This is a genomic window from Aureimonas endophytica (assembly GCF_014642635.1).
Taxonomy (GTDB): Bacteria; Pseudomonadota; Alphaproteobacteria; order Rhizobiales; family Rhizobiaceae; genus Plantimonas; species Plantimonas endophytica.
On sequence record NZ_BMIQ01000001.1, the window covers coordinates 199,501 to 224,939 of the forward strand.

Here is a 25,439-nt window from a genome sequence, read left to right on the forward strand (position 1 = left end):
AGGGGCGGCAGCCTACGCATGGCGTGCCGGCATGCGCAACATATCCGGCCTGGGAGGGTTCAATTCATGTCCGACAAGCATAAGGACCTTATCGACGCCTTCGTGCGCGGCGAGATGGGACGGCGCGAGTTCCTGGCGCGCAGCGCCCGGATGGGCGCGGGTCTGGCGCTGACCAGCGGCCTGCTCGGCGCCGCCGCCAGCCGCGCCATCGCGCAGGATGCCGATATCGACTGGATGAAGTACAAGGGCACCAGCCTGAAGCTTCTCCTCAACAAGCATCCCTATGCGGATGCGATGATCGCCGATCTCGAGAATTTCAAGAAGATGACCGGCATGAACGTCACCTATGACGTCTTCCCGGAGGACGTTTATTTCGACAAGGTGACGGCGGCGTTGTCCTCGGGCTCGTCGGAATACGATGCTTTCATGACCGGCGCCTACCAGACCTGGAGCTACGGGCCGGCCGGCTGGATCGTGGATCTCAACGAATATATCAAGGACTCGGCCAAGACCTCGGCGAAATGGGCCTGGGACGACGTTCTGCCGAACTTGCGCGCCTCGACCGCCTGGTCGGGCGTGCCGGGCGAGGCGCTGGGCGCGGGCGAGGCCAAGCAATGGGCGCTGCCCTGGGCCTTCGAGCTGAATTCCATCAGCTACAACAAGCGGCTAATGGATCAAATGAGCATGACGCCGCCGGAAAATCTCGACGACCTCATGGCGAAGTCCGAGAAGATCTCGAAGGACGGCAAGATCTACGGCATCGGCGTGCGCGGCTCGCGCTCCTGGGCGACGATCCATCCGGGCTTCCTGTCCGCCTATGTCAATTTCGGCGCCTCCGACTTCACGGTGCAGGACGGCGTGCTGAAGGCGGCGATGAACGGCGCCGAGGCGAAGAAGTTCACGGCGCAATGGGTCAAGATGATCCAGAATGCCGGCCCGAAGAACTGGTCGACCTATACCTGGTATCAGGTCGGCAACGATCTCGGCGGCGGCGCCTCGGCGATGATCTACGACGCCGACATTCTCGGCTATTTCCAGAACAACGGCGACACGAAGGAGAAGGGGAATATCGGCTTCCACCCCTTCAAGGCCAATCCCGCCGCCAGCCAGCCGACGCCCAATGTCTGGATCTGGTCGCTCGCCATGTCGAACTACTCGAAGAACAAGGACGCGTCCTGGTACTTCCTCCAGTGGGCGACGTCGAAGGAGCACGATCTCTTCGGCGCGACCAAGATGGACATGGTCAATCCCGTCCGCAATTCGGTCTGGGAGAACGAGGACTTCAAGGGCCGCATGCAGCAGAATGCCGGCTATCTGGAGCAGTTCCGCCAGTCGGCTCCGGGCGCGAAGATCTACTTCACGCCGCAGCCGCTGTTCTTCGACATGACCACCGAATGGGCCTCGACGCTCCAGCGGATGGTCGCCAACGAAGTGCCGGTGGACGAAGGTCTCGACCAGCTCGCCGCCTCGATCGACGGCCAGCTCCAGTCGGCCGGCCTCCAGTAAGGCCGGTTCTTCCGGCACGGGCGGCCTGACCGCCCGCGCCCTCTCCCGATCGAGGGGGAGGGCCTTCGCGGCGCCGCAGACCGGCGCCTCGCGATCGCGGGCCGCTGGCCCGCCTGTTTCCTTCCGCCGCCTGCCGCGCCGGGAGCCGAGCGCCGATATCTTCGCCGCTCGGGCGGCAAGCGACCTCGTAACGACAACCGAGCGGGACCCTTTCCCGCAGCGGGGAGGCCCTGGGAATGTCAGCCGTCGAAGAGACAAGCGCGAGTGGTGCCGGCATCGTGCCGAAGAAACGCCCGCGCACGATGCTGCCTTATCTTCTGAGCCTGCCGGCTCTCCTCGTCACGGCCGGGATCTTCATCCCCTTCGTCACGGCGGTCTATTATTCGATGCTGCGCTATCGTCTGTCGCTGCCGCAGTTCCGCCGCTTCGTCTGGTTCCAGAACTATATCGAATTCCTCACCGATGGCCGCTTCTGGTACACGGTGCAGGTCTCGCTGCTCTATACGGTGCTCACCGTGGTGGTCGAGCTTCTGCTCGGCCTCGGCATCGCGCTGCTGCTCCAGCGCTCGACGCGCTTCAACAATCTCGCCGCGATGCTGCTCCTCCTGCCGCTGATGGTGGCGCCGGCCCTGGCGTCGCTCATGTGGAAGCTGATGACTGATCCGAATTTCGGCATCCTCTCCTATCTATTGAACGTCATCGGCATCACCGGCTTCCACTGGGCTTCCGATCCGTCCTCGGCGCTCTTCACCGTCGTCCTGGTGGATGTGTGGGTCTATACGCCCTTCATCGTGGTGCTGCTCCTCGCGGGCCTGCGCTCGCTGCCGCGCCAGCCCTTCGAGGCGGCGGCGCTCGACGGCGTGCCGAAGACCTTCGTCTTCTTCCGCATCACCCTGCCGATGCTCCTGCCCTATATCCTGACGGCCTCGCTGTTCCGGCTGCTGGAATCCATCCAGCAATTCGACATCGTCTATGCGATGACGCAGGGCGGACCCGGCAATACGCTGACCGTCTTCCAGGTGGAGTCCTATCTCCAGTTCTTCCAGTTCACCAATGTCGGGCGCTCGGCGGCGCTGCTGATGGTGCTCTGGGCGATCACCTACTTCCTGTCGAGCGTCTTCGTGAAGAACTGGCTGCGGCTGCGCGAACGCGCCCACGGCGCGGCCTGAGCGGGGAGGGAGCATCCATGGATTACACGTCCCCCGGCGAGCGCGTGTTGCGCGGCATCCTCATCGCCCTCGTCCTGATCTTCTTCCTGTTCCCGATCTTCTGGATCTTCCTGATGTCGTTCCAGACGAACGCGCAGATCCTCCGCATTCCGCCGAGCCTGTTCTTCACCCCGACGCTCGACAATTACGTCTCGCTGATCACCGGCGAGCTGAAGAGTTCCGCCGGCGTCCTGAAGCTCAACTTCATGAACAATCTCTGGAACAGCTTCATCCTGTCGGTGAGTTCGGTCATCATCTCGCTCTTCCTCGGCGTGCCGGCGGCCTATGCCTTCGCGCGCTACAAGTTCCGCTTCTCCGAGGACATCGCCTTCACGCTTCTGTCCTTCAAGTTCGCGCCGCCGCTGCTGGTCCTCCTACCGCTGACGATGTATTTCCAGGCGATCGGTCTCGCCAATACCTATATCGGCCTGATCTGGATCTACCAGCTGATCACGCTGCCGCTCATCCTCTGGATCGTGCGCGGCTATTTCGAGGATATCAGCCCGGATATCGAGAACGCCTATCGCATCGCCGGCTTCTCCTGGGCACGGATGTTCTTCAAGATCTCGATCCCGCTGGCCATGCCCGGCATCGCGGCGGCGGGCCTCCTGTCCTTCATCTTCGCCTGGAACAACTTCGTCTTCGCGCTCGTCCTCGCCTCGGCGGACAAGCAGCCGGTGACGGTCGGCGCGCTCGCCTTCGTCACCGCCTCCGGCATCCAATACGGCCAGATCGCCGCGGCGGTGGTGCTCTCCATCGCGCCAACGCTCGCTCTCGCCCTCTTCGCCCAGCGCTACCTCGTCGAAGGTCTGTCGCTCGGCGCCGTGAAAGGCTGACCGCCATGGCCACCATGTTGAAGCTCGACCGGCTGACCAAGCGCTACGGCGCGGAGACGGTGCTGGACGGCGTCTCGCTCAGCGTCGCGGAAGGCGAGACGGTCGCGATCTTCGGGCCGTCCGGCTCCGGCAAGACGGTGCTCCTGCGCCTCATTTCCGGCATGAGCGAGCCGGAGGACGGCGAGCTCCTGATCAATGGCCGCGACGTCGTCGGCACCGCACCGGAAGAGCGGGGGGTCGGCATGGCCTTCCAGAACTTCGCGCTGTTCCCGCATATGAGCGCCTACGAGAACATCGCAAGCCCTTTGCAGGCGCGAAAGTCGACGGCGGCGAAGGTGAAGGAGGGCGTCGATCGCGTCGCCCGGCTCCTGAAGATCGATCACGTTCTCGGCCATGCGCCGCGTCAGCTCTCCAACGGCCAGAAGCAGCGGACGGCGCTCGCCCGCGCCCTCGTCGCGGCGCCGAAGCTCCTTCTCCTCGACGATCCCCTGCGCAATGTCGATGCCAAGCTCCGCTTCGAGATGCGGCTCGAACTGCCGCGCCTTCTCCAGGGCTTCGGTTCGACCGTGCTCTACGTCACGCAGGACTACCGAGAGGCGATGGCGCTCGGCAACCGCATCGCGGTCCTGGTCGGCGGCCGCTTCGTGCAGGTCGGCAACCCGGAGGAGATCTACGATCGGCCGGCGACGGTGGAGGTCGCGCGGCTCTTCGGCGACCCGACCATCAATCTCATCGAGGCCGAGATCCAGGCCGGCAATGGCGGCCCGGTCGCGGTCGTCGGCGAGGGGCGCCTGCCGCTGGCGCCGGGTTACGACGGACTTGTCGGACGCCGCGCGGTGCTCGGCATCCGGCCGGAAGACATCGACTATGCCGAGCCCGGCGACCCGCAGGCCGTGCCGGTGCGCGTCGCCGCTCTCCTGCCGCTCAACGACCGTCTGGTCCGCCTTCTCGTCGGCAGGGACGGCCAGGAGTTCAACGCCTCGAAGGATGCCGGCGCCCGTTCCCTCGGCGAGGGCGCCGAGACGGCGTTCCGCGCCGCGCCCACCTCCATCATCCTCTTCGATCCGGCCACCGGCCAGCGCATCGCGCCGCAGGCGCACTGATCCGGCCCGCAGGAACCGAAAGCCACGCCCATGTCCGCTTCCGTCTCGCTTCGCCACGTCAACAAGGTCTACGCCCAGCGGGCGAAGAATCCGATCTACGCCGTCAAGGACTTCAACATCGAGATCAAGCCGGGCGAGATCGTCGCGCTGCTCGGCTCCTCCGGCTGCGGCAAGACCTCGACGCTCCGGATGATCGCCGGCTTCGAGGAGGTGACGGAGGGCGAGATCCTGATCGGCGACCGGCCGGTGCACCGCTTGGCGCCGGCCAAGCGCAACGTCGCCATGGCCTTCGAGGGCTATTCGCTCTATCCGCCGCTGACGCTGCGGCAGAACATCGCCTTCGCGCTGAAGGGCGAACGGCTGGACACGGCGGAGGTGAGCCGGCGCGTCGATGCGATCTCGAAACTGCTCGAGCTCGACAAGCATCTCGACCGCTACCCGTCCTCCGTCTCGGCCGGCCAGCAGCAGCGCGCCAGCCTCGGCCGCGCGCTGGTGCGCAAGGCCGACATCTATCTTCTGGACGAGCCGATGGGGCAGCTGGAGCCGCAGCTTCGCGCCGCGCTGCGCGGCCGCCTGAAGCGCTATCTGCGCGAGCATCGGATGACCGCCATCCTCGTCACGCACGACCAGACGGAGGCCAATGCGCTCGCCGACCGGATCGCGGTGATGGAAGGCGGCCGGCTCCAGCAATTCGCCTCGCCGGGCGAGTTGAAGGACGCGCCCGCCAATCTCTTCGTCGGCACCTTCATCGGCGAGCCGCCGATGAACGTCTATCGCGTGCGCCCGAGCCTCGGCGAGGGGCGCGTCTCCTTCCGGGGCGCCGGCGACGGCAAGGCCGAAGTCCTCTCCTATGCAGAAAGCGAGTTTTCCGCGCCGATCCGTCAGCTGATCGGCAAGGGCGAGGAGATCGTCCTCGGCATCCGGCCGCATGATGTGAGGGTCGGCGAGGGGGCCAGCCTCGGCGAGATCGTCTCCAACCAATGGATCGGCGACCAGACCCATATGGAAGCCGCCTTTCCGGGCGGGGTGATCGTCTCGACGCTCGACGCGCGCCATCCGGGGCGGATGGGCGAGCCGGTCAAGCTCGCGATCCCTGCGGGCAAGCTGCACATCTTCGCCGGCGACGGACGCGCGATCGCCCATGGCACGCGGCTCGTGTGAGCCGATGGCGATGATGGAGGACTTCAGCCCGAGCCCGCCGTCCCGCGGCTCCGTGATCATCGGCATCGATGCCGGCACGTCCGTCGTGAAGTCGGTCGCCTTCACGACGGGCGGACGGCAGATCGCCGAAGCCGCGCGCCCGAACCGCTATTGGCGGGTGGAGGACGGCGGCGTCGAGCAGAATATGTGCAAGACCTGGGAGGACACGGCCGCGACGCTGCGCGAGGTCGTCGGCAAGCTGCCGGACGGCGCCGCGAGCGTGCTCGCCGTCGCGGTGACAGGACAGGGCGACGGCACCTGGCTGATCGACGCGGCCGGCGCGCCGGTCGCGCCCGCCTGGCTCTGGCTCGACGCCCGGGCCGGGGCGCTCGCTTCCGCCATTCGCGGTGCTTCCGCCTATGCCCGCCAGTACGAGGCCACGGTGACCGGCCTCAATGCCTGCCAGCAGAGCGCCCAGCTCCTCTACATGAAGTCGGCGATGCCGGAGCTTCTGGAGCGCGCGACGACCGCCTTCCATTGCAAGGACTGGCTCTATTTCCGCCTGACCGGCGAACGGGCGACCGATCCGTCCGAAGCCTGCTTCACCTTCGGCGATTATCGGTCCCGCGACTATTCCGAGCCGGTGATCGACGGGCTCGGTCTCGCCGAGGAGCGCCGGCTGCTGCCGCCGATCGTCGACGGCGCGACGACGAGCCATCCGCTCTCGCCGGAGGCGGCCGCGGCCACCGGGCTTCCGGTCGGCACGCCGATCGTCCTCGGCTATGTTGATTTCGGCTGCACCGCCATCGGCGGCGGCCTGATCAGCTCCAAGGGCGACGTGGGCTGCTCGATCCTCGGCTCCACGGGCATCCACATGCGCTATGTGGCGCATGCCGGGGATGTCGTGCTCAATCCCGATCGCAGCGGCTATCTGATGCTGCTGCCCGGCAGAAGCGCCGTCGGCCAGATCCAGTCCAACATGGCGGCGACGCTGAACATCGACTGGATGCTCGACCTCGCCTGCGGCATCCTCGCCTATGAAGGGATCGAGCGCGGCCGGCAGGATCTCGTGAAGGCCCTGGACGAGCGGGTGCTCGCGGCGAAGCCGGTTGGCGCGATCTACCATCCCTATATCTCGGAGGCCGGCGAGCGCGGGCCCTTCATGGACCCGCTGGCGCGGGCGCAGTTCACCGGCCTCCAGTCGGATGCCGGCTTCTACGATCTGATGCGCGCCGTGCTGGAAGGGCTCGCCTTCGCCGCGCGCGACTGCTACGCGGCGGCGGGCGGCTTGCCGGCGGAAGTGCGCCTGACGGGCGGCGCGGCGCGGTCGAAGGCGATGCGCAGCATCCTGGCGAGCGTGCTCGGGCGGCCGGTCCGCACCGTCAGCCGCGAGGAGGCGGGAGCCGCCGGCGCCGCGATGATCGCGGCCGTGCAGGCCGGCCTCTATCCCGATATCCAGGCGGCGGCGGATGCCTGGGTCGAGCCGCTGGTCGGTCCGCCCAGCCTGCCGGAGCCCGGGCTGGTGCCGCTTTACGACGAGGCGTTCGAACTCTATCGCGAATTGCGCGACGCCATCCGCCCGCTCTGGACGAAACTGGCGGCGATCAAGGCGAGGCAGGGAGCATGACCAAGCACGCGATCACGATCATCGGCGATCATTTCATGCTGCCGGAAATCTTCCGGGAGGCGATCGACGAGGCCTGCGGCACGCCGCCGCCGATGGTGCTGCACACCCTCGACTGGCCGGACCGGCCGATGGAATTCGGCATGGCGGGCCTGCGCGAATATCAGGGCACCGAGGACGAGACGATCGAGCGGATCGGCGAGGCCGACATTCTCGTCACCCATCTCGCGCCCTTGTCGCGCGGCATGTTCCAGCAATTGCCGAACCTGAAATTCGTCGCGGTCTCGCGCGGCGGCCCGGTCAATATCGACATGCAGGCGGCGCGCGAGCACGGCGTCACCGTGGTCAACACGCCGGGGCGCAATGCCAGCGCGGTCGCCGAATTCGCGATCGGGGCGATCCTCGCCGAAACGCGGATGATCACGCGCGGGCACGACGCGCTCCGGGCCGGCGAATGGCGCGGCGATCTCTACCGGGCCGACATGACCGGCCGGGAGCTTTCCGAGATGACGGTCGGCGTCATCGGCTATGGCGAGATCGGCTCGCGCGTGGTGAAGCTGCTGAAGGCCTTCGGCTGCCGCATCCTCGTCGCCGATCCCTATATCCAGATCTCGGCCGACGACCGCAATGCCGGCATCGAGCATGTCTCGCTCGACACGCTGCTGGCCGAGGCGGATGTCGTCACGCTCCATGCCCGTGTGACGCCGGAGACGACCGGCTTCATGAATGCCGAGGCCTTCGCGCGGATGAAGCCCGGCGCGATCTTCGTCAACACGGCGCGCGGGCCGATGGTCGATTACGAAGCCCTGACCGAGGCGCTCCGCGGCAACCATCTGCGCGGCGCGATGCTGGAGACCTTCGCGATCGAGCCGGTGCCGCTCGACTGGCCGCTTCTCAAACTGCCGAACGTCACGCTGACGCCGCATATCGCCGGCGCCTCGGTGAAGACGATCACCATCGCCGCGACGCGGGCCGCCGAGGAGATCCGGCGCTATCTCGACGGCGAGCCGCCGCTCAATCCCTGCTGAGCGGCGGCGGGACGCACCGGTTGCAACGGCCGCGCGGCCTGACGCGCCGGCCACAGAAAGGGCGGATGCCTTGAGCGACACATCCGAGATTTTCGACGTTCTGATCGTCGGCGGCGGCGTGAACGGCACCGGCCTCGCGCGCGACGCGGTCGGGCGCGGTCTGACGACGATCCTCTGCGAGAAGGACGATCTGGCGCAGGGCACCTCGTCCCGCTCCGGCAAGCTCGTCCATGGCGGGTTGCGCTATCTCGAATATTACGAGTTCCGGCTGGTGCGCGAGGCGCTGACCGAGCGCGAGGTGCTGATGGACGCCGCGCCGCACATCATCTGGCCGATGCGCTTCGTGCTGCCCCATTCGCCCGAGCAGCGGCCGGCCTGGCTCGTGCGGCTCGGCCTCTTTCTCTATGACCATCTCGGTGGCCGCAAGAAGCTGCCCGGCACGCGCTCGCTGGACCTCCTGCGCGAGCCGGAAGGCAAGCCGATCAAGGACGACTATTCGCGCGGCTTCGAATATTCCGACTGCTGGGTCGACGATGCGCGCCTCGTCGTTCTCAACGCGCTCGACGCGCGGGAGCGGGGCGCGACGATCCTGACCCGCACCGCCGCCACCTCCATCGAGCGCGAGGGCGAGCTCTGGACGGCCGTCCTGAAGAGCGAGGACGGAACGAGCCGCACCGTCCGGGCGCGCTCGGTCGTCAATGCCGCCGGCCCCTGGGTCGAGAACATCGTGCGCAACGTCGCCCGGCAGAATTCCGCCAAGCGGGTGCGCCTCGTGAAGGGCAGCCACATCATCACGCGGAAGTTCTGGGAAGGCCCCCAGGCCTATCTCTTCCAGAACACCGACAAGCGGGTGATCTTCGTCAATCCCTATCAGGGCGACCTGACGCTGATCGGCACGACCGACATCGCCTATAAGGGCGATGCCGGCGAGGTCGCCGTGGACGAGGGCGAGATCGACTATCTGCTGAAGGCCGTGAACCGCTATACCAAGCAGCAATTGCGCCGCGAGGACGTGGTCAGCGCCTTTTCCGGCGTCCGCCCGCTGCTGGAGGACGATGCCGACAATCCGTCGGCCGTCACCCGCGACTATGTCTTCGATGTCGCGGATGTCGAGGGCAAGGCGCCGATGCTCTCGGTCTATGGCGGCAAGATCACGACCTATCGCGAGCTCGCCGAGCGCGGCATGGACCGGCTGCAAGGCTATTTCCCCCGGATGGGCAAGGGCTGGACGGCGCGGGTGCCGTTGCCAGGCGGCGACATGCCGGGCGCCGATTTCGACCGGTTCGAGCGCGACCTCAAGGCGCGTCACGCCTTTCTGCCGCCGGAGCTCGCGCATCACTATGCCCGGCTCTACGGCACGCGGGCGGACCGACTGCTGGCCGGGGCGACGAGTCTTTCGGGTCTTGGCCAACATTTCGGCGGACGCCTCTACGAGGCCGAGGCCCGCTATCTGATGGCCAACGAATGGGCTCGGCGGGCGGACGACATCCTGACCCGCCGCACGAAGCACTATCTTCACATGACGCCGGCCGAGATCGACGCCTTCACCGCCTGGATGGACCGGCAGGAAGGCGCTGAAGCCGCGTGAGGCGCCGCGCCGTCAGGCGCTTGCGCCGTCGAGGCGGGCGATGTCCTCCGGCGTGAGCGACAGCTCGGCCGCCCGGCGCAGGCTTTCGAGCTGCGTCAGGCTGGTGGCGCTGGCGATCGGCGCCGTGACGCCCTCGCGGGCGATGACCCAGGCGAGCGCCACCTCCGCCGGCCTGGCGTTCCGGCGCTCGCCGACCTCGTCCAGGGCGGCGAGAATCGACAGGCCGCGACCGTCCAAATATTTCGCGACGCCTTCGCCGCGCGGCGACTGGCCGAGATCGGCCTTCGAGCGGTACTTGCCGGACAGGAAGCCGGACGCGAGGCTGAAATAAGTGATGACGCCGAGGCCTTCGCGGATGGCGAGATCGCGAAGCGCGCCGTCGAACTGGTCGCGATCGTAGAGATTGTATTCCGGCTGGATCACGTCGTAGCGCGGCAGGCCCGTCTCGTCGGCCGTGCGGAGCGCCGCGCCGAGCTGAGCCGCGTCGTGGTTCGAGGCGCCGATCGCTCGCACCTTGCCCGCCTTGATCAGCCGATCGTAGGCGGCGAGCGTATCCGCATAGCGCGCGTTCTCGTCCGGCCAGTGCGACTGGTAGAGATCGATCGTCTCGACCTGGAGGCGGCGCAGCGAATCCTCCACCGCCCGTTCGATCCAGCGCGAGGAGAGGCCCTTGCGGTCGCCGCCGAGGTCGGAGCCGACCTTGGTGAAGATCAGCACCTTGTCGCGCTTGTCCGGATTCGCCTTCAGCCAGCGGCCGATGATCGCCTCCGACTCGCCGCCCTCGTTGCCGGGCACCCAGCGGGAATAGACGTCCGCCGTGTCGATGGCGTTGAAGCCGGCATCGACGAAGGCATCGAGCAGCTCGAAGCTCTGCCCTTCGTCGATCGTCCAGCCGAAGACGTTGCCGCCGAAGACGATGGGGGCGATCGCGAGACCCGATGATCCCAATTCACGCATCCGCATGGAACTGTCCTTTTCTGACCTTCGGCCGCTCGGCCGGGCTGCGGCAAAAAGGATAGGACAGCGATCGCGGATGGCAGGACCGTGCCGCGCCGCTTGATCGCGTTCCGGGCGGATGGCATGGAAGCCGAGGCGCCGGACGACGGCGCCGGCCTCGTTTCGTCGGGAGAGACCGGATTGCAGGACGAGCGCGAAGAACGGCGGATCCAGTCGGAACTGGCAGGGCTGAGCGACGGCTCCGATCCCTTCGCGGCGGCCGTGCGCTCCACGCGCATGCCGATGCTGATCACCAATCCGCGCCTGCCGGACAATCCGATCATCTTCTGCAACGACGCCTTCGAGAAGCTGACCGGCTATCGGCGCGAGGAGATCTTCGGTCGCAACTGCCGATTTCTGCAAGGACCGGGCACGAATCGTGAGGACGTGGCGCGCCTGCGCCGGGCCGTCGCCGATCTGGTGCCGATCGAGATCGACCTTCTCAACTACAAGAAGAATGGCGAGACCTTCTGGAACCGCCTGCTCGTCTCGCCGGTCTTCGACGGCGGCGAGCCGACCTATTTCTTCGCCTCGCAATATGACGTGACGCCGGAGCGCGAGCGGCTGCAGCGGCTGGAACTCGACCAGGCGACGCTGGAATCGGAGATCCGTCGCCGGATCGTCGATCTTACCGAGAGCGAGGAGCGGCTGCGCTTTGCGCTCCATGCCGGACGGCTCGGCGCCTGGACGCTCGATCTCGTGACGATGCGCTTCGTCGCCTCCAATATCTGCAAGGAGATCTTCGGCCGCCGCGCCGCCGAGGGCTTCGCCTACGAGGATCTGCGGGCGGCGATCCAGGGCGACGATCGGGCGCGCTGGGACGCGGCGGTCGCGGAAGCCGACGGCGGCGATCTCGACGTGGAGTTCCGCATCGCGACGCCGGCGGGCGACACGCGCTGGGTGGAGATCCGTGGCCGCACGAGCCTCGACGCGGAAGGCAAGCGGCTCAGCATGGGCGGCGTCTCGCTCGACATCACCGAGCGCAAGCGCGCGGAGGAACATCGCATCCTTCTGGTGCGCGAGCTCAATCACCGCGTGAAGAACACGCTCGCCACCGTCCAGTCGATCGTGCGCCAGTCGCTGCGGTCGGGCCGTTCGGTGCAGGAGGCGGGCGACGCGGCCGATGCCCGGATCCGCGCCTTATCCGCCGCCCATGACGTGCTGACGGACGAGAGCTGGAGCGGCGCCTCGATGCGCGACATCGTGGAACGGACGCTGCGCCCCTTCATCGACGAGAGCCGGGAGCGTATCCGGCTGGACGGCGAGGCGGTGCGCCTGCCGCCCCGGCCGGCGCTGGCGATCTCGATGGCGCTGCACGAGCTCGCGACGAATGCCGTGAAACATGGTGCCCTCTCCAGCGAGACGGGCACGGTCGCCCTGCGCTGGTCGGCCGGCGGCTCCGGGGAACCGGCCCGCCTGCGGCTGCACTGGGAAGAGGCGGGCGGTCCGCCGGTGACGCCGCCGGAGCAGCGCGGCTTCGGCACGCGGCTGATCGAGCGGGCCTTGGCGAGCGAGATCGGCGGCGAGGCGAAGCTCGACTATCGCCCGTCCGGCCTCGTCTTTACCGTCGACGCGCCGATGGACGGTCTGATGCAGAGCGAAAGCTGAGCCGGACGCGCGGTTTCAGGTCGCGAAGCGGGCGGCGATCGCGTCCGGCGTGAGGAGAACCGTGCCGCAATCCTCGGCGACGGCGTCCGCCAACGCTTCCGCAAGGCGCCGCAGATCCGGGTGAACGCGGCTTGACGGGAACTCGCGGGCATCGATCGCCGCGACCGGCGCGAGGAGCCGCAGGCTGTTGGTCATAAAGACGGCCTCGGCGCCGAAGAGTTCGGCGGGGGCAAGGGACGCTTCCGCCACCGCGAGGCCGAGACGCGGCGCAAGGTCGAGAAGCACGGCCCGAAGGATGCCGGGCAGCACGCCATCGGCCAAGGGTGGCGTCGTGAGCCGTCCGGCCGTCAGGGCGAAGAGATTGCCCGTTCCGGCGCAGGCGACGCGGCCCCGGCTATTGAGAAACAGCGCCTCGTCGAAGCCCTCCCGCCGTGCCTCGCCGGCGGCGAGAACGGCATCGAGATAGTTCAGCGTCTTCAGGCGCGACAAGGGCGAGGTCTCGTTGCGCCGGATCGCCGTCTGGCGCAGCCGGATCGGCGCGAAGGCGACGAGCGGCGCGCCGGCCGCGAAGGTCGCGATCATGGACGGGCGGGGCGAGGGCGGCGGCGCCAGACCGCGCGGCCCGGCGCCGCGCGTCACGGTGAGGCGAAGCGAACCCGCGCCGGCTTCCGCCGCCGCGGCATCCATCACCCGTTCGGCCGCCGCGCGATCGAAGGGGATGGCGAGCGCCGCACAGGCCGCTTCGAGCCGGGCGAGATGCTGATCGCGGAACACGGCGCGGCCATTCGCCACCAGCGCGGTGTCGAAGACGCCGTCGCCGAGAAGGAGACCGCGATCGCCGAGATCGAAGGGCACGCGCGCCGTCTCGAACCGCTCGCCGTCAAGCCAGATGGGCATGGTTCCACCGTTCCGCGATCATCAGGAAATTCCCCAGAAGTGCGTGGCCCCCTTCGGACAGGATCGATTCCGGGTGGAACTGCACGCCGAAGCTCGGATGATGGCGATGGGCGAGCGCCATCACCTCTCCCTCGGGCGAGGTCGCCGTGACGGTGAGATGCTCGGCCATCGCGGCGCTCGGCTCGACGATCAGCGAATGGTAGCGGCCGACGTGCATCGGGTCGGGCAGGCCGGCGAAAAGCCCGTCGCCGCCATGGCGGATCGGGGTCGCCCGCCCATGCATCGGCACGCGGGCGGCCACCGTGCGCCCGCCGAAGGCGGTGCCGAGGCACTGATGGCCGAGGCAGATGCCGAGAATCGGAATGCGGCCCGAAAAGGCGCGGATGAGGTCGAGCGAGATGCCGGCCTCGTCCGGCGAGCAGGGCCCGGGGGAAATGAGGATGGCGCTCGGCCGCAGGCGCTCGATCTCGGCAAGTGTGATGCGATCGTTGCGCCGGATGCGGCTGTCATGGCCGAGTTCCGCGCAATAGCGCAGGATGTTGAAGACGAAGGAGTCGTAGTTGTCGATGACGAGGAGCATCAGCCGGGCCGCTCCACCGCATGGGCCACGAAGCCGGCGAAGATGCCCTCCGCCTTGGCGAGCGTTTCGCGATATTCGGCCTCCGGCTCCGACAGGAGGGTGATGCCGCCGCCGGCATGGAAGCGGGCGCGCTCCTGATCGAGCGTCACCGTGCGAATAGCGATGTTGAGATCGAGGTCGCCGTCGAAGCCGAGATAGCCGATCGCGCCGCAATAGATCCCGCGCGCCGCCCCTTCGAGTTCCGTGATGATGTCCATCGCCCGCAGCTTGGGCGCGCCGGTGATCGAGCCGCCCGGAAAGGCGGCGGCGAGAAGATCGGCGGCGCCGAGCCCGTCGCGCAGATGGTTGGTGACGACCGAGACGAGGTGATGCACCGAAGCGAAGCTCTGCAACTCGCAGAGCTTCGGCACCGCCACGCTGCCCGGCCGCGCCACCTTCGACAGGTCGTTGCGCAGGAGATCGACGATCATGACGTTTTCCGCCCGGTCCTTCTCCGAAGCGACGAGGCGGGCCGCGAGGGCGGCATCCTCGGCCGGATCGGGCGAGCGCCGCGCCGTGCCCTTGATCGGATGCGCTTCCACGGCGCCGTCGCGGCAGGACAGGAAGCGCTCCGGCGAGGCCGAGGCGATCATGCGGTCGCCGAAGGAGAGGAAGGCGCCGAAAGGCGCCGGATTGACGAGGCGCAACGCCTTGTAGAAGGCCCAGGGATCGAAGCCGGCCGGCAAAGCCGCCTCGAAGCGCTGCGCGATATTGGCCTGATAGATGTCGCCGGCGCGGATATAGGCCTGGACCCGTGCCACGGCTTCGGCGAAACCTTCCGCCGTGAAGTTCGAATGCCAGGGACCGACCGACCGGCTGCCCGTAATCCTAGCGGGCCTAGCCTCGCGCAGCAGCGCCAGCCCTTCCGCGAGCCGGGCTTCGGCCCGCGCTTCCCGCGCCGCTCCCTCCGCTTCCGGCAGGCCGGAGGAGAAGAGCCAGGCGCGGCGCTCGGAATGGTCGACGGCGAAGACGAGATCGTAGAAGCCGAAGTCCATCTCGTCGCCGCCCGCGCCCTCCGCCGGTTCCGCCAGCCGCTCCAGCCGCCGTCCGAAATCATAGGCGATGCCGCCGATCGCTCCGCCGCGAAACGGCACCGGACCATCGGCGCGCGGCAGGCGGTGCCGGGCGAGCGCGTCTCGCAACGCATCAAGCGGCGCGCCCGGCAGCGGGGTTCCGTTCCAGAAGGCACGGCCGTCGCGCACGGCGAAACGGGCGAAAGGCTTTATGCCGATGAACGAATACCGGCCGAGCCCGCCGGACGCGGCCGCGCTGTCGAGAAAGGCGAAGCCCGGGCACGCGGCCAGACGGTCCGCGACGGCGATCGCCTCCTCGCAACCGAGTTCGCGCTGCCGCATCCCGTTCACAGCCTCCCGCCGACCTGTCTCGGATTGGCACGGGGGCGGCATGGCGGCAAGTCGGATCATCCGCCGTGAAACAGCGCCGCGTCGATCACTCCTCGCGTCGCAACACGTCCCGGCCGGGCGCGACGTCGATGACGGGCGGCGCCTCGATCGCCGGCAGAACGACCCGGCCGGCCGAACCGAGCCGGAGTTCGTCGGATGTCGAACTCGGCAATGGCGTCTTCCGGCCGATGGCAGCTGCCGGCGCCGGGCGAGCCGTCCCTTCGGGCTCCGCCGCCGGCACGGTCGGCGCCGCGACGCGCATGACCGTCCGATAGGCATGGGCACGCCGGTGTAGCAGGTCGGGACTCTCGCAGCCGGCGAGGATGGCGAGGCCGGTCAGCAGAAGACAGGGGACGAACCTCAAGACGCTTCTCCGCCGGTTGGCGACGAAAGGCGGTCCGCGATCACCCCGTCGAAACGAGGGGCCGGCCGGCCGATGTCATTGCCCCGTCCGATAAAGGACAGGGCTTACCAGGGCGTGTCTTTCGGCGGCTTGTTTCAGGACCGGCCTTGCAGGACCGCCGTCACGAGCTTCGCCACGAGCTCGTCATCATAGGGCTTCGAGAGCTGCGGCAGGTTGAGGTCCGATCCGTCGGGGACGTCGCGATAGCCGGTCGCCAGCATTACCGGCAGACCGGGGCGAATCGCGGCGATCTGCCGGGCGAGATCGGTGCCGGTCATGCCCGGCATCGACTGGTCGGTGATCACGAGGTCGATCGCGGCCCCGTCCTCCAGATGGCCGAGCGCCTGCCGGCCCGAAGTCGCCTCGACCACATGGTGGCCGAGATCCTCCAGGAGGGATACGAGGCTCATGGCGACGAGCGCGTCGTCGTCCACCACCAGAATGCGCGCGGGGGGCGATGCGCGAGGTTTGTCGGCGACATCCGTCATCGCGTCACTAAGTGGGCAATCTTCCGGCAAGGCAAGATGCAATCCAACGCAAATGGGATGCGGGCGAAGGGGTGCGGACATGCGAAAGGCGGCCCGAGGGGCCGCCTTCACCGTCACATGCGGATGATCGCGGAGCGATCGATGCGTTCAGAAGGCCAAGCGGCCGCGACGCACGACCAGCTCGATGTCGCCGCGATTGACGCCGATATCCGACAGCTGGCGGTCGTCCATGCTGGACAGGAGGCTGACGGTCTTGCGGTGATCGCGATACTGACGAAGGCGGGTGGTGAAGGAGTTAAACATCGCTGCGTCTTTCGAACGAACTGATGCTGCTCAGATAGTGTGCGGCGTTGCACAAATTAAGTGCAAACCCTGCACGGCAGTTATGCGGAATCCGCATGCCAGCCGAGCGGCGCGCTTCATCTTCGGTTCATCTCTTCGTGCTTGCTAAGGGTGAGGACGCCTTCGACCCCAAGCGCCTTGCGCCGCCCCCGGCCCGCCACTATTGACGAGTTGGGGAAATCGAGCAGGCCGATCGGCAAATGGACTTCACGCACGCCCGTACGACGATGGTCGACAACCAGATCCGGACGGAGGACGTCACCGACTGGGACGTCCTGCGCTCCTTTCTGACGGTTCCGCGCGAGGCTTTCGTCCCAGAAGGGCAGAAGGCGCTCGCCTATATCGGCAAGGACCTGCCGCTGGCGAACGGTCGCCGCCTGATGGCGCCGTCCTCCTTCGCCCGCCTTCTGCAGCTGCTGCAGATCCGCTCGGACGACGCGGTGCTCGATGTCGGCGCGGGCTGCGGCTATGCCGCCGCCGTGATGGCGCCTCTCGCGAGATCCGTCACCGCGCTGGAAGAGGACGAAGACCTCGCGGCAAGCGCTTCCTCGGCGCTCTCGGAGCTGGGGGCTGCCAATGTTTCCGTGGTGAAGGGCGCCCTGCGCGAGGGCTGGACCACCGGCGCTCCCTATGACCGGATCATCTTCGAAGGCGCGATCGAGGATATGCCGGTGCTCTTCTACGACCAGCTGGCTGAGAACGGCCGCATGGTCGTGGTGGAAGGGCGCGGCAATGCGGCCACCGCGCGCCTTTACCTAAAGGAAGGCGGCGGTGTATCCAACCGCTTCGCCTTCAACTGCAGCCTGCCGATGCTGCCGGGATTCGAGCGTCCGCCGCAATTTGTCTTCTGAGTTCATGCGGTTGATTGTCTACCGATGCGGAAAAAGCGCAGGGCGTGATGTTCAAGCCACATCGGTTCCGCGCAAGGAATGCTAACGATAGCTTTGGACAGATCGCGCTCGGCCGGACCATCGTTCGAGTTTCGGGTCTGAAGGGGGTTCGAAGTCCCGGATAAAGGGTTTCGAATGAAGGATTTGCCGGAGCATGGAACCTTGCGTCTGAGAAACTTGGTGCGGTTCCTGGCCGCGGTGTCGGTGCTCTCGCTTTCGACGGCCGCCGATGCGGAAACGCTCTCCGGTGCGCTCTCGCGCGCTTATCGCAACAATCAGGCGCTGAACATCGCCCGCGCCCAGCTTCGGGCGACGGACGAATACGTGCCCCAGGCGAAATCGGGCCTGCGCCCTTTCGTGTCGGGAACAGGCGCCGCGACCAGCGCGCTCGCCCGCACCACGAATGGCGACAATCTGCGCAGCGAGCGGCAGAACACCAACCAGTTCTCCGGCGGCATTGAGCTGAACCAGACGATCTTCGACGGGTTCCAGACGCCGAACAACATCCGCTCCGCCGAAGCCCAGGTGAAGGCGGCGCAGCAGAACCTCGCCAATACCGAGCAGAACACGCTGAGCGACGTCGTCTCGGCCTATATGAACGTGCTGCGCGATCGGCAGATCGCGGCCTTGCGACGGCAGAACCTTGCCTTCCTCGAGGAGCAGGTGCGCGCCGCCCAGGCCCGCTTCGACGTCGGCGAGGGCACCCGCACGGACGTCGCCCAGGCCGAATCGCAGCGCGCCCTGTCGACCGCCCTTCTGAACTCGGCTCTCTCGCAGGTGGCGTCCAGCGAGGCGACCTATTTCCAGCTCGTCGGAGACGCCCCCCGCGATCTCCAGCCCGGGCGTTCGATCGGCGCGACGATCCTGCCCCGGACCGTGCTCGACGCGACGAACATCTCGCAGCGCGAGCATCCGGCGATTCTCGCGACGCTCTTCGCGGTCGATGCCGCCGCCTATCAGGTGAAGTCGGCCGAGGGCCGCCTTCTTCCGCAGCTGAGCCTCACGGCGCGGGCGCAGGACACCTATGCCACGTCGAGCAGCGATCCGAACACGACGGTGAGCACGCTCGCCAACGGCCTGCCGGGCGTACGCCAGCTCGACACGCTGACCAGCAACACCGTGCAGGGCACCGTCGCGGCGCAGCTCACCATCCCGATCTATCAGGGCGGCTTGCGCGCGTCGGAGATCCGTCAGGCGAAGGAAACGCTCGGCCAGCGCCAGATCGAAGTCGACCAGACGCGCGATCAGGTCCGCGCCGCCGTCGCCTCCGCCTGGGCCGCGCGCCAGGCGGCGCTCGCCAACGTGACCGGCTACGACGCCCAGGTCCGCGCCGCCCGCCTCGCGCTCAACGGCGTGATCGAGGAGCGCAATGTCGGACAGCGGACGACGCTGGACGTCCTGAACGCCCAGGCGGACGTCATCACCGCGCAGATTCTGCTTGCCGGCGCGCAGCGCGACGAGGTGGTGACGAGCTATACACTGGCCTCGGCCATCGGCCGCCTGTCGGCCGCGCGCCTGAAGCTCGACGCGAAGATCTACGATCCGAACGAGCACTACAAGGCCGTGAAGAACAAGTGGGGCGGCACGCGCACCCCGGACGGCCGCTGAAATCAAGTCCTGCCGGCGGTCTACCGGGAATAGCCGTGGATCGCCGCGCGCCGGTCTTCTTGCGCTAGCGCATTCGGGCTAGACTGCCTCCATGAACTCGGCGAGCGGCCTTGAGCCGCCGCGGTCTCGGATCATCGTGATGGGCAGCGCAAATTCATTGAAGGAACCGTCGATGGACGAGATCCTGGCGTCGATTCGCCGGATCATCGAAAGCGGCGACGAACGTGTCGCTCCTCCGAGAAACGAGGCGGCCACCTCGCATGCCGTCGAAACCCGCGCCGCGGCGTCGGCGGAGCCGGAGGCCGAGGACTTGGCGTCGCCCGCCGCTCCGACCTCGGTGCATTATCTCCAGCCCGCCGAAACCGCAGCCGAATCGCCATCCGTCGCGTCGCAGACGGCCGATCATGCCGCCGCGCCGGAGGCCGGCGCCGAAATCCCGCCATCGACCTCGGGGAACTGGGACGATTTGCGCCCGAGCGTCGCCGACTTCGATCCGCCGCCGGTCGCCGCGATCGCCTGGGCTTCGGAAGAAGCGTCGCCGCTGGAGGCGCAGGGTTTGCGGACGGCCGAGAATCAGAACATGTCCGACCTTCGCGCGGCCGAGGGTGCCGCGATCGAAGGCGCGACCGCGCCGACGGATTTCTCGTTCGAGTTCGACGATGCCGCCTTCGAGGCCGAGCTGCGCGGCGACTCGCTCGGTGCCGGTCGTTTGAATTCTACCGCCGATGCCGACCCTTCGCCCTCGGAGATTGCGATGCCGAGCCTGCGCCCCTCCGTTCCCATCGAGATGCCGGAATCGGTCATCGAGGGCGCTTCGGCGCTGCTTTCCGCTCAGGCGGGCGATCAGGTCGCCGCCGCCTTCGACGATCTCGCCCACGCCATCCGCGAAGGGCACATGCGCAATCTCGAAGGCATGGCGCGCGACATCATGCGGCCCATGCTGCAGGAATGGCTGGAAGACAACCTGCCGCGCATCGTCGAGCGCCTGGTGCGCGAGGAGATCGAGCGGATCGCGCGCGGTCCGCGGCGCTGAGGCCCGCGCCGCGAACGCGTTGACAGTCCCGAAAGGTTCGGCTTAACCCGGCGCTTCGTCGCGCGCGGGGCTTGCCGCGCGTTCCGATCCGTCCAGCGGGAACTGCCCGCCGGCCTTTCGGCTGGCGGATCTCGGCATCGGCGGGTGTCATGGCGGGAAGCGGCGTCGCCGCATCCGGCCGCGAGGCCGCGCGGCGCCGGGCCGGAACCCGCTGGACGCATCGAGTGAATCTGCCAGAGGGCCACGGGCCCAGCCGGACGCCAGGATGATCGAGAAGACCTATGATGCGGCCGCGATCGAGCCGCGTATCGCCGAGCGCTGGGACGAGGCGGCGGCCTTTCGGGCGGGCGCCGGGGCGCGCCCGGGCGCCGAGCCCTTCTCGATCGTCATCCCGCCGCCCAATGTCACGGGCTCGCTCCATATCGGCCATGCGCTGAACAACACGCTGCAGGACGTGCTGGTGCGCTTCGAGCGCATGCGCGGCAAGAACGTGCTCTGGCAGCCGGGCATGGACCATGCCGGCATCGCCACGCAGATGGTGGTCGAGCGCCAGCTGATGGAGCGCCAGGAGCCGAGCCGCCGGCGGATGGGCCGCGAGGCCTTCGTAGAGCGCGTCTGGCAGTGGAAGGGCGAGTCGGGCGGCATGATCCTCGGCCAGCTTCGCCGGCTCGGCGCGTCCTGCGACTGGACGCGCGAGCGCTTCACCATGGACGAGGGTCTCTCGCGGGCCGTTCGGCAAGTCTTTGTCGACCTTTATCGCAAGGGGCTCATCTACAAGGATAAGCGCCTCGTGAACTGGGACCCGGTCTTCCAGACCGCGATTTCCGATCTTGAGGTCGAGCAGCGCGAGATGCCCGGCAAGATGTGGTCCTTCGCCTATCCGCTGGCGGACGGCCCGGTGGACGGCGTCTCGGAGATCGTCATCTCGACCACCCGGCCCGAGACGATGCTCGGCGACGGGGCCGTCGCGGTCCATCCCTCGGACGAGCGCTATCGCCATCTCGTCGGCCGCATGGTGCGGCTGCCGATCGCCGAGCGCCTGATCCCGATCATCGCCGACGAATATCCCGACCCCGAATTCGGCACTGGCGCGGTGAAGATCACCGGCGCGCACGACTTCAACGATTTCGAGGTGGCGCGCCGGCACGACATTCCGCTCATCGCGCTGATGGATGCCGAGGCGCGCATGATCTCGACGCCGGAGAACAACGTCCCGGCGCGCTTCGCCGGCCTCGACCGCTACGAGGCGCGCGAGATGGTCGTGCGCGAGATCGAGGAGCTCGGCCTCTTGCGCGGCATCGAGGAGAAGGTGATCGCCCAGCCCTTCGGCGACCGGTCCAATGTCGTCATCGAGCCGATGCTGACCGACCAATGGTATGTCGATGCCGCGACGCTGGCGAAGCCCGCCATCGCCAGCGTGCGCGAGGGGCGCACGGTCTTCGTCCCCAAGAACTGGGAGAAGACCTATTTCGAATGGATGGAGAACATCCAGCCCTGGTGCATCTCGCGCCAGCTGTGGTGGGGCCATCAGATCCCGGCCTGGTACGGGCCGGACGGCGAGATCTTCGTCGCGGCGAGCGAGGAGGAGGCGGTGGCCGCGGCGCTCGCCCATTACGTCACCAACGGCACGATCGACGATGCCGAGGCGCGGCGTCTGGCCGAGGACCCGGCCGCCCGCGACGGCTTCCTGACGCGCGACGAGGACGTGCTCGACACGTGGTTCTCGTCGGGCCTCTGGCCGTTCTCGACGCTCGGCTGGCCGGACAAGACGCCGGAACTTTCGACCTACTATCCGACGAGCGTCCTCGTCACCGGCTTCGACATCATCTTCTTCTGGGTCGCCCGGATGATGATGATGGGCCTCCACTGCATGGGCGAGGAGCCCTTCGGCACGGTCTATGTGCATGCGCTCGTGCGCGACAAGCACGGCGCTAAGATGTCGAAGTCGAAGGGCAATGTCGTCGATCCGCTGGAGCTGATCGAGGAATACGGCGCCGATGCGCTGCGTTTCACGCTGGCGATCATGGCGGCGCAGGGCCGTGACGTGAAGCTCGATCCGCAGCGCATCGCGGGCTACCGCAATTTCGGCACCAAGCTCTGGAACGCCACGCGCTTCGCCGAGATGAACGGCGTGCGCCATGGCGAGGCGGTCGATCCGGCGGTGCTGACCCTGCCGCAGAATCGCTGGCTGCTGACCGAGCTGTCCCGTGCGATCGCCGAGACGACCGAGGCGCTGGAGGCCTTCCGCTTCAACGACGCCGCCGGCGCGCTCTACCGCTTCGTCTGGAACATCCTCTGCGACTGGTATGTCGAACTGTCGAAGCCGGTCTATCTCGGCGAGGACGAGGCGGCGAAGGCCGAGACGCGCCGCGTCACCGGCTATGCGATCGATCAGGTCCTGGCGCTGCTGCATCCCTTCATGCCCTTCCTGACGGAAGAACTCTGGACGGTGACGGCCTCGGCCGAGGCGCCGCGTCGGACGCTGCTCTGCCATGCCGAATGGCCCGGTCTCGACTATCGCGACGAGGCTTCCGCCGCCGACATCAACTGGCTGGTCGATCTCGTTTCGCAGATCCGCTCGGTGCGCACCGAGATGAACGTGCCGCCGGGCACCGAGGCGCGCCTCGTCGCGGTCCAGCCGGACGCGGAAGCGCGGCGACGGCTCGAAGGGCAGGGCGCCTCGCTCCGGCGCCTGGCGCGGCTCGCCACGATCGAAATGGCGGAGGCGCCGCCGCCCGCCTCCGTCCAGATCGTTCTCGGCGCCGAGGTCTTCGCCCTGCCGCTGGAAGGCATGATCGACATCGCCGCCGAGACGGAACGGCTGGGCAAGGCGATCGCGAAATCCGACGCCGAGATCGCGCGAATCGAGAAGAAGCTGTCCAACGAGCGCTTCGTGGCCGGAGCGCCGGCCGAGGTCGTGGCCGAGGAGCGCGAGAAGCTCGCCGGCTATCGGCTCGAACGCGACAAGCTGGTCGCGGCGCGCGAGCGTCTGCGCGGCTGAAAAATCGGTCCGAGGACCGATTGATCGAGGAAGGCGGTGCGATGTCGCGCCGCCTTTTTTCGTGGCGGATCGTCGCCTTTCGCTGCGCGTCGGAGGGGGCGAGAGACCGACGGAGTCGCCGGACTTCCCGAGAGAGTTCGCCCGACCGCGCCCGCCGCAGCATGCCCCTCGTCAGCGCTTGTGGGAGTTCTGCAACAGTATTGCAAAGTCGCATCTGGCGGGATGGCGGGGCAGGGCAATTGCCCCTATGCCGCCATAAAGCACGCCCACGTCTTCAAGGGCTTGCTGAGCCGCCACGGATCGATGCGGGGGCATCATCGGCACGGCGGCGTGAGGGGCATATGGCTGATAATTCAGTCTTTATTTGCGCGTGCGCGGCATATTCCCCGGAAGCGGCCGGGATGCCGGTCGCGGCTGGAATGCGGAGCGGCATCTGATGCGCGCGTCTATGGCAAGCTGGCGGCCTCGCGTCGCGGGCACTGCCGGATCGATCGCCCTGGCGATCGGGCTCTTTTTCGGGCCGATGGGCACCAGTGCCCTCGCGCTCGACCCGAACAGCATGCTCGGTCCCGATGCCGGGCCGGCCGAACTCTTCAATCTCGGTTTCAGCGCCTATAAGCGCGGCAAGAAGACCGAGGCGGCCGAGGCTTTGCGCTATGCGGCGGACAAGGGTCATCCCGGCGCGCGCTGGAAGCTCGGCCGCATGTATGCCGATGGCGACGGCGTGCCGCGCAACGACTACGAGGCGTTCAAGATCTTCCAGGAGATCGTCAACGACGACCAGGAGGACACGGCCGCCTCGCCGAACGCCGCCTATGTGGCGAGTTCGGTGACGGCGCTCGCCGATTACATGCGCACCGGGATTCCGAACACGCCGGTCAGCATCGATCTCTCGCAGGCGCGCCAGCTCTACTTCCACGCCGCCTCGATCTTCGGCGATCCGCAGGCGCAATATCGGCTCGGCCGGATGCTGCTCTATGGCGAGGGCGGCCGCGCCAATCCGCGTCAGGCGGCGCGCTGGCTGAACCTTTCGGCGGAAAAGGGCAATTCCGGCGCACAGGCGCTGCTCGGCCATCTCCTCTTCGACGGCGACCAGATCGATGTCGATCCGGAGCCGGTGCGGGGACTGGCGCTGTTGACGATGGCGCTGCGCAATGCCGGGCCGGGCGACCGCGACTGGATCCGCCAGATGCAGGAAGAGGCGTTCTCGCTCGCGACCGAAGGCGATCGGCGCACCGCGCTCGCCTATGCCGATGCCCGGCTGGTGTCCGCCCAGGCCAATTGAGGCGATGCCGGGCGCCCTGTCGCGCCCGGTTCCGCGCGGTCAGCCCGCCAGATCCACCACCACCGGCACGTGATCCGACGGCTTTTCCCAGGCCCGGACATGCGAATCGATCCCGGCCGAGCGCAGATGGCGGGCCGCTTCCGGCGACAGCATCGCATGGTCGATGCGGAAGCCGTGATTCTTGCGCCAGGCGCCGTCCTGATAGTCCCAGAACGTGTAGAGGTCGCTCGCGTCGGAACAGGCGCGAATCGCGTCCGTCAACCCGAGCGCCGCCAGACGGCGAAAGGCCGCGCGGCTTTCCGGCTGGAACAGCGCGTCGCCCAGCATCGTCTCCGGCCGGCGGATGTCCTCCGGCATCGGAATGACGTTGTAATCGCCGACGAGCGCGAAGGGCTCCTCATCCGCGAGCAGCGCCTGCGCATGGGTCTCGAGCCGCGCCATCCAGCGCAGCTTGTAGTCGAATTTTTCCGTGCCGATCGGATTGCCGTTCGGCAGATAGAGCGAGGCGACACGCAGGGTCCGGCCGCCGAACGGCCAGACGCCCTCGATATAGCGGGCCTGCTCGTCGCTGGCATCGCCCGGCAGGCCGCGCCGCACCTCGCGCGGCGGCAGGCGGGAAAGAAGGGCGACGCCGTTGAAGCCCTTCTGGCCGGCGGTCTCGACATGATAGCCGGCCGCCTCGATCTCGGCGCGCGGAAAGCCCTCGTCCACCGACTTGATTTCCTGCAGGCCGACGATGTCGGGCTGGCGCTCGCCGAGCCAGGCGAGCAGCGTCTCGAGGCGCGCCTTGACGCCATTGATGTTCCAGGTGGCGACAAGCACGTCGGGGGAGC

At 67.7% G+C, this 25,439-nt stretch carries 22 protein-coding genes; 14 read left to right on the forward strand and 8 right to left on the reverse strand.

The window, feature by feature from the left end:
• Positions 1 to 66: 66 nt before the first annotated feature.
• From IEY14_RS00980 to IEY14_RS01015, 8 genes are all read left to right on the forward strand, one after another.
• Entirely contained in the window at positions 67 to 1,506 is a 1,440-nt protein-coding gene (locus IEY14_RS00980) for an ABC transporter substrate-binding protein (protein WP_188906369.1), read from the forward strand.
• Positions 1,507 to 1,808: 302 nt separating this feature from the next.
• Entirely contained in the window at positions 1,809 to 2,675 is an 867-nt protein-coding gene (locus tag IEY14_RS00985; protein WP_373288924.1) for a carbohydrate ABC transporter permease, read from the forward strand.
• 17 nt (positions 2,676 to 2,692) lie between these two features.
• The gene (locus tag IEY14_RS00990) at positions 2,693 to 3,550 is read left to right on the forward strand and encodes a carbohydrate ABC transporter permease (protein ID WP_188906371.1); all 858 of its coding nucleotides are present in this window, start codon (positions 2,693 to 2,695) and stop codon (positions 3,548 to 3,550) included.
• Between the two features lie 5 nt (positions 3,551 to 3,555).
• Positions 3,556 to 4,653 (forward strand): ABC transporter ATP-binding protein, encoded by a 1,098-nt coding sequence (locus IEY14_RS00995; protein ID WP_188906372.1) that lies wholly within the window; start codon positions 3,556 to 3,558, stop codon positions 4,651 to 4,653.
• Positions 4,654 to 4,683: 30 nt separating this feature from the next.
• Positions 4,684 to 5,814, forward strand: coding sequence for an ABC transporter ATP-binding protein (locus IEY14_RS01000; protein ID WP_188906373.1), 1,131 nt, complete (start codon positions 4,684 to 4,686; stop codon positions 5,812 to 5,814).
• Complete coding sequence (locus IEY14_RS01005) at positions 5,795 to 7,420, forward strand: FGGY-family carbohydrate kinase (RefSeq protein WP_244639255.1); 1,626 nt, start codon at positions 5,795 to 5,797, stop codon at positions 7,418 to 7,420. Before IEY14_RS01000 ends, IEY14_RS01005 begins: the two co-directional genes overlap by 20 nt.
• Positions 7,417 to 8,445 carry a 2-hydroxyacid dehydrogenase gene (locus tag IEY14_RS01010; RefSeq protein WP_188906374.1) on the forward strand — a complete coding sequence of 343 codons (1,029 nt, stop codon included), beginning with the start codon at positions 7,417 to 7,419 and terminating at the stop codon, positions 8,443 to 8,445. The genes IEY14_RS01005 and IEY14_RS01010 overlap by 4 nt, the downstream gene beginning before the upstream one ends.
• Before the next feature lie 70 nt (positions 8,446 to 8,515).
• Complete coding sequence (locus IEY14_RS01015; protein WP_188906375.1) at positions 8,516 to 10,033, forward strand: glycerol-3-phosphate dehydrogenase; 1,518 nt, start codon at positions 8,516 to 8,518, stop codon at positions 10,031 to 10,033.
• 12 nt (positions 10,034 to 10,045) lie between these two features.
• Here the strand turns inward: IEY14_RS01015 and IEY14_RS01020 are convergent, their stop codons facing one another.
• On the reverse strand, positions 10,046 to 10,996 hold the full coding sequence (locus tag IEY14_RS01020) for an aldo/keto reductase (RefSeq protein ID WP_188906376.1): 951 nt from the start codon (positions 10,994 to 10,996) through the stop codon (positions 10,046 to 10,048).
• Positions 10,997 to 11,170: 174 nt separating this feature from the next.
• Here IEY14_RS01020 and IEY14_RS01025 point away from each other — a divergent pair, with 174 nt between their 5' ends.
• The gene (locus IEY14_RS01025; protein ID WP_373288925.1) at positions 11,171 to 12,637 is read left to right on the forward strand and encodes an HWE histidine kinase domain-containing protein; all 1,467 of its coding nucleotides are present in this window, start codon (positions 11,171 to 11,173) and stop codon (positions 12,635 to 12,637) included.
• 15 nt (positions 12,638 to 12,652) lie between these two features.
• Here the strand turns inward: IEY14_RS01025 and IEY14_RS01030 are convergent, their stop codons facing one another.
• The 6 genes from IEY14_RS01030 to IEY14_RS01055 form a co-directional block, all read right to left on the reverse strand.
• Positions 12,653 to 13,534 carry an aminotransferase class IV gene (locus IEY14_RS01030; protein ID WP_188906377.1) on the reverse strand — a complete coding sequence of 294 codons (882 nt, stop codon included), beginning with the start codon at positions 13,532 to 13,534 and terminating at the stop codon, positions 12,653 to 12,655.
• Positions 13,518 to 14,114, reverse strand: coding sequence for an anthranilate synthase component II (locus tag IEY14_RS01035; RefSeq protein WP_188906378.1), 597 nt, complete (start codon positions 14,112 to 14,114; stop codon positions 13,518 to 13,520). The genes IEY14_RS01030 and IEY14_RS01035 overlap by 17 nt, the downstream gene beginning before the upstream one ends.
• Positions 14,114 to 15,508 carry an aminodeoxychorismate synthase component I gene (pabB, locus tag IEY14_RS01040; RefSeq protein ID WP_188906379.1) on the reverse strand — a complete coding sequence of 465 codons (1,395 nt, stop codon included), beginning with the start codon at positions 15,506 to 15,508 and terminating at the stop codon, positions 14,114 to 14,116. Before pabB ends, IEY14_RS01035 begins: the two co-directional genes overlap by 1 nt.
• Positions 15,509 to 15,602: 94 nt before the next feature.
• Complete coding sequence (locus tag IEY14_RS01045; protein ID WP_188906380.1) at positions 15,603 to 15,920, reverse strand: hypothetical protein; 318 nt, start codon at positions 15,918 to 15,920, stop codon at positions 15,603 to 15,605.
• 134 nt (positions 15,921 to 16,054) lie between these two features.
• Positions 16,055 to 16,396, reverse strand: coding sequence for a response regulator (locus IEY14_RS01050; RefSeq protein WP_244639256.1), 342 nt, complete (start codon positions 16,394 to 16,396; stop codon positions 16,055 to 16,057).
• A 198-nt stretch (positions 16,397 to 16,594) separates the two neighbouring features.
• Positions 16,595 to 16,750: a DUF1127 domain-containing protein gene (locus tag IEY14_RS01055; protein WP_188906381.1), complete on the reverse strand. Its 156-nt coding sequence runs from the start codon at positions 16,748 to 16,750 to the stop codon at positions 16,595 to 16,597.
• Positions 16,751 to 16,989: 239 nt separating this feature from the next.
• Here IEY14_RS01055 and IEY14_RS01060 point away from each other — a divergent pair, with 239 nt between their 5' ends.
• The 5 genes from IEY14_RS01060 to IEY14_RS01080 all read left to right on the forward strand — a co-directional run bounded on the left by IEY14_RS01060 (position 16,990) and on the right by IEY14_RS01080 (position 24,606).
• The gene (locus tag IEY14_RS01060) at positions 16,990 to 17,640 is read left to right on the forward strand and encodes a protein-L-isoaspartate O-methyltransferase family protein (RefSeq protein ID WP_188906382.1); all 651 of its coding nucleotides are present in this window, start codon (positions 16,990 to 16,992) and stop codon (positions 17,638 to 17,640) included.
• 174 nt (positions 17,641 to 17,814) lie between these two features.
• Positions 17,815 to 19,287: a TolC family outer membrane protein gene (locus tag IEY14_RS01065; RefSeq protein ID WP_188906383.1), complete on the forward strand. Its 1,473-nt coding sequence runs from the start codon at positions 17,815 to 17,817 to the stop codon at positions 19,285 to 19,287.
• A gap of 91 nt (positions 19,288 to 19,378) precedes the next feature.
• Positions 19,379 to 20,320: a PopZ family protein gene (locus tag IEY14_RS01070; protein WP_188906384.1), complete on the forward strand. Its 942-nt coding sequence runs from the start codon at positions 19,379 to 19,381 to the stop codon at positions 20,318 to 20,320.
• 265 nt (positions 20,321 to 20,585) lie between these two features.
• Positions 20,586 to 23,321 carry a valine--tRNA ligase gene (locus IEY14_RS01075; protein ID WP_188906385.1) on the forward strand — a complete coding sequence of 912 codons (2,736 nt, stop codon included), beginning with the start codon at positions 20,586 to 20,588 and terminating at the stop codon, positions 23,319 to 23,321.
• 436 nt (positions 23,322 to 23,757) lie between these two features.
• Positions 23,758 to 24,606 carry a tetratricopeptide repeat protein gene (locus IEY14_RS01080; RefSeq protein WP_188906386.1) on the forward strand — a complete coding sequence of 283 codons (849 nt, stop codon included), beginning with the start codon at positions 23,758 to 23,760 and terminating at the stop codon, positions 24,604 to 24,606.
• A gap of 39 nt (positions 24,607 to 24,645) precedes the next feature.
• On the opposite strand, the gene xth is transcribed toward IEY14_RS01080, so the two are convergent.
• Positions 24,646 to 25,428: an exodeoxyribonuclease III gene (gene xth, locus IEY14_RS01085; RefSeq protein ID WP_188906387.1), complete on the reverse strand. Its 783-nt coding sequence runs from the start codon at positions 25,426 to 25,428 to the stop codon at positions 24,646 to 24,648.
• Positions 25,429 to 25,439 lie beyond the last annotated feature (11 nt).

What these genes read in the sequence shown, in the direction of transcription:
- IEY14_RS00980 (WP_188906369.1), top strand. Translation starts at nt 67, where the DNA reads ATGTCCGACAAGCATAAGGACCTTATCGACGCCTTCGTGCGCGGCGAG.
- IEY14_RS00985 (WP_373288924.1), top strand. Translation starts at nt 1,809, where the DNA reads ATGCTGCCTTATCTTCTGAGCCTGCCGGCTCTCCTCGTCACGGCCGGG.
- IEY14_RS00990 (WP_188906371.1), top strand. Translation starts at nt 2,693, where the DNA reads ATGGATTACACGTCCCCCGGCGAGCGCGTGTTGCGCGGCATCCTCATC.
- IEY14_RS00995 (WP_188906372.1), top strand. Translation starts at nt 3,556, where the DNA reads ATGGCCACCATGTTGAAGCTCGACCGGCTGACCAAGCGCTACGGCGCG.
- IEY14_RS01000 (WP_188906373.1), top strand. Translation starts at nt 4,684, where the DNA reads ATGTCCGCTTCCGTCTCGCTTCGCCACGTCAACAAGGTCTACGCCCAG.
- IEY14_RS01005 (WP_244639255.1), top strand. Translation starts at nt 5,795, where the DNA reads ATGGCACGCGGCTCGTGTGAGCCGATGGCGATGATGGAGGACTTCAGC.
- IEY14_RS01010 (WP_188906374.1), top strand. Translation starts at nt 7,417, where the DNA reads ATGACCAAGCACGCGATCACGATCATCGGCGATCATTTCATGCTGCCG.
- IEY14_RS01020 (WP_188906376.1), bottom strand. Translation starts at nt 10,996, where the DNA reads ATGCGGATGCGTGAATTGGGATCATCGGGTCTCGCGATCGCCCCCATC.
- IEY14_RS01030 (WP_188906377.1), bottom strand. Translation starts at nt 13,534, where the DNA reads ATGCCCATCTGGCTTGACGGCGAGCGGTTCGAGACGGCGCGCGTGCCC.
- IEY14_RS01035 (WP_188906378.1), bottom strand. Translation starts at nt 14,114, where the DNA reads ATGCTCCTCGTCATCGACAACTACGACTCCTTCGTCTTCAACATCCTG.
- pabB (WP_188906379.1), bottom strand. Translation starts at nt 15,508, where the DNA reads ATGCGGCAGCGCGAACTCGGTTGCGAGGAGGCGATCGCCGTCGCGGAC.
- IEY14_RS01055 (WP_188906381.1), bottom strand. Translation starts at nt 16,750, where the DNA reads ATGTTTAACTCCTTCACCACCCGCCTTCGTCAGTATCGCGATCACCGC.
- IEY14_RS01060 (WP_188906382.1), top strand. Translation starts at nt 16,990, where the DNA reads ATGGACTTCACGCACGCCCGTACGACGATGGTCGACAACCAGATCCGG.
- IEY14_RS01065 (WP_188906383.1), top strand. Translation starts at nt 17,815, where the DNA reads ATGAAGGATTTGCCGGAGCATGGAACCTTGCGTCTGAGAAACTTGGTG.
- IEY14_RS01070 (WP_188906384.1), top strand. Translation starts at nt 19,379, where the DNA reads ATGAACTCGGCGAGCGGCCTTGAGCCGCCGCGGTCTCGGATCATCGTG.
- IEY14_RS01075 (WP_188906385.1), top strand. Translation starts at nt 20,586, where the DNA reads ATGATCGAGAAGACCTATGATGCGGCCGCGATCGAGCCGCGTATCGCC.
- IEY14_RS01080 (WP_188906386.1), top strand. Translation starts at nt 23,758, where the DNA reads ATGCGCGCGTCTATGGCAAGCTGGCGGCCTCGCGTCGCGGGCACTGCC.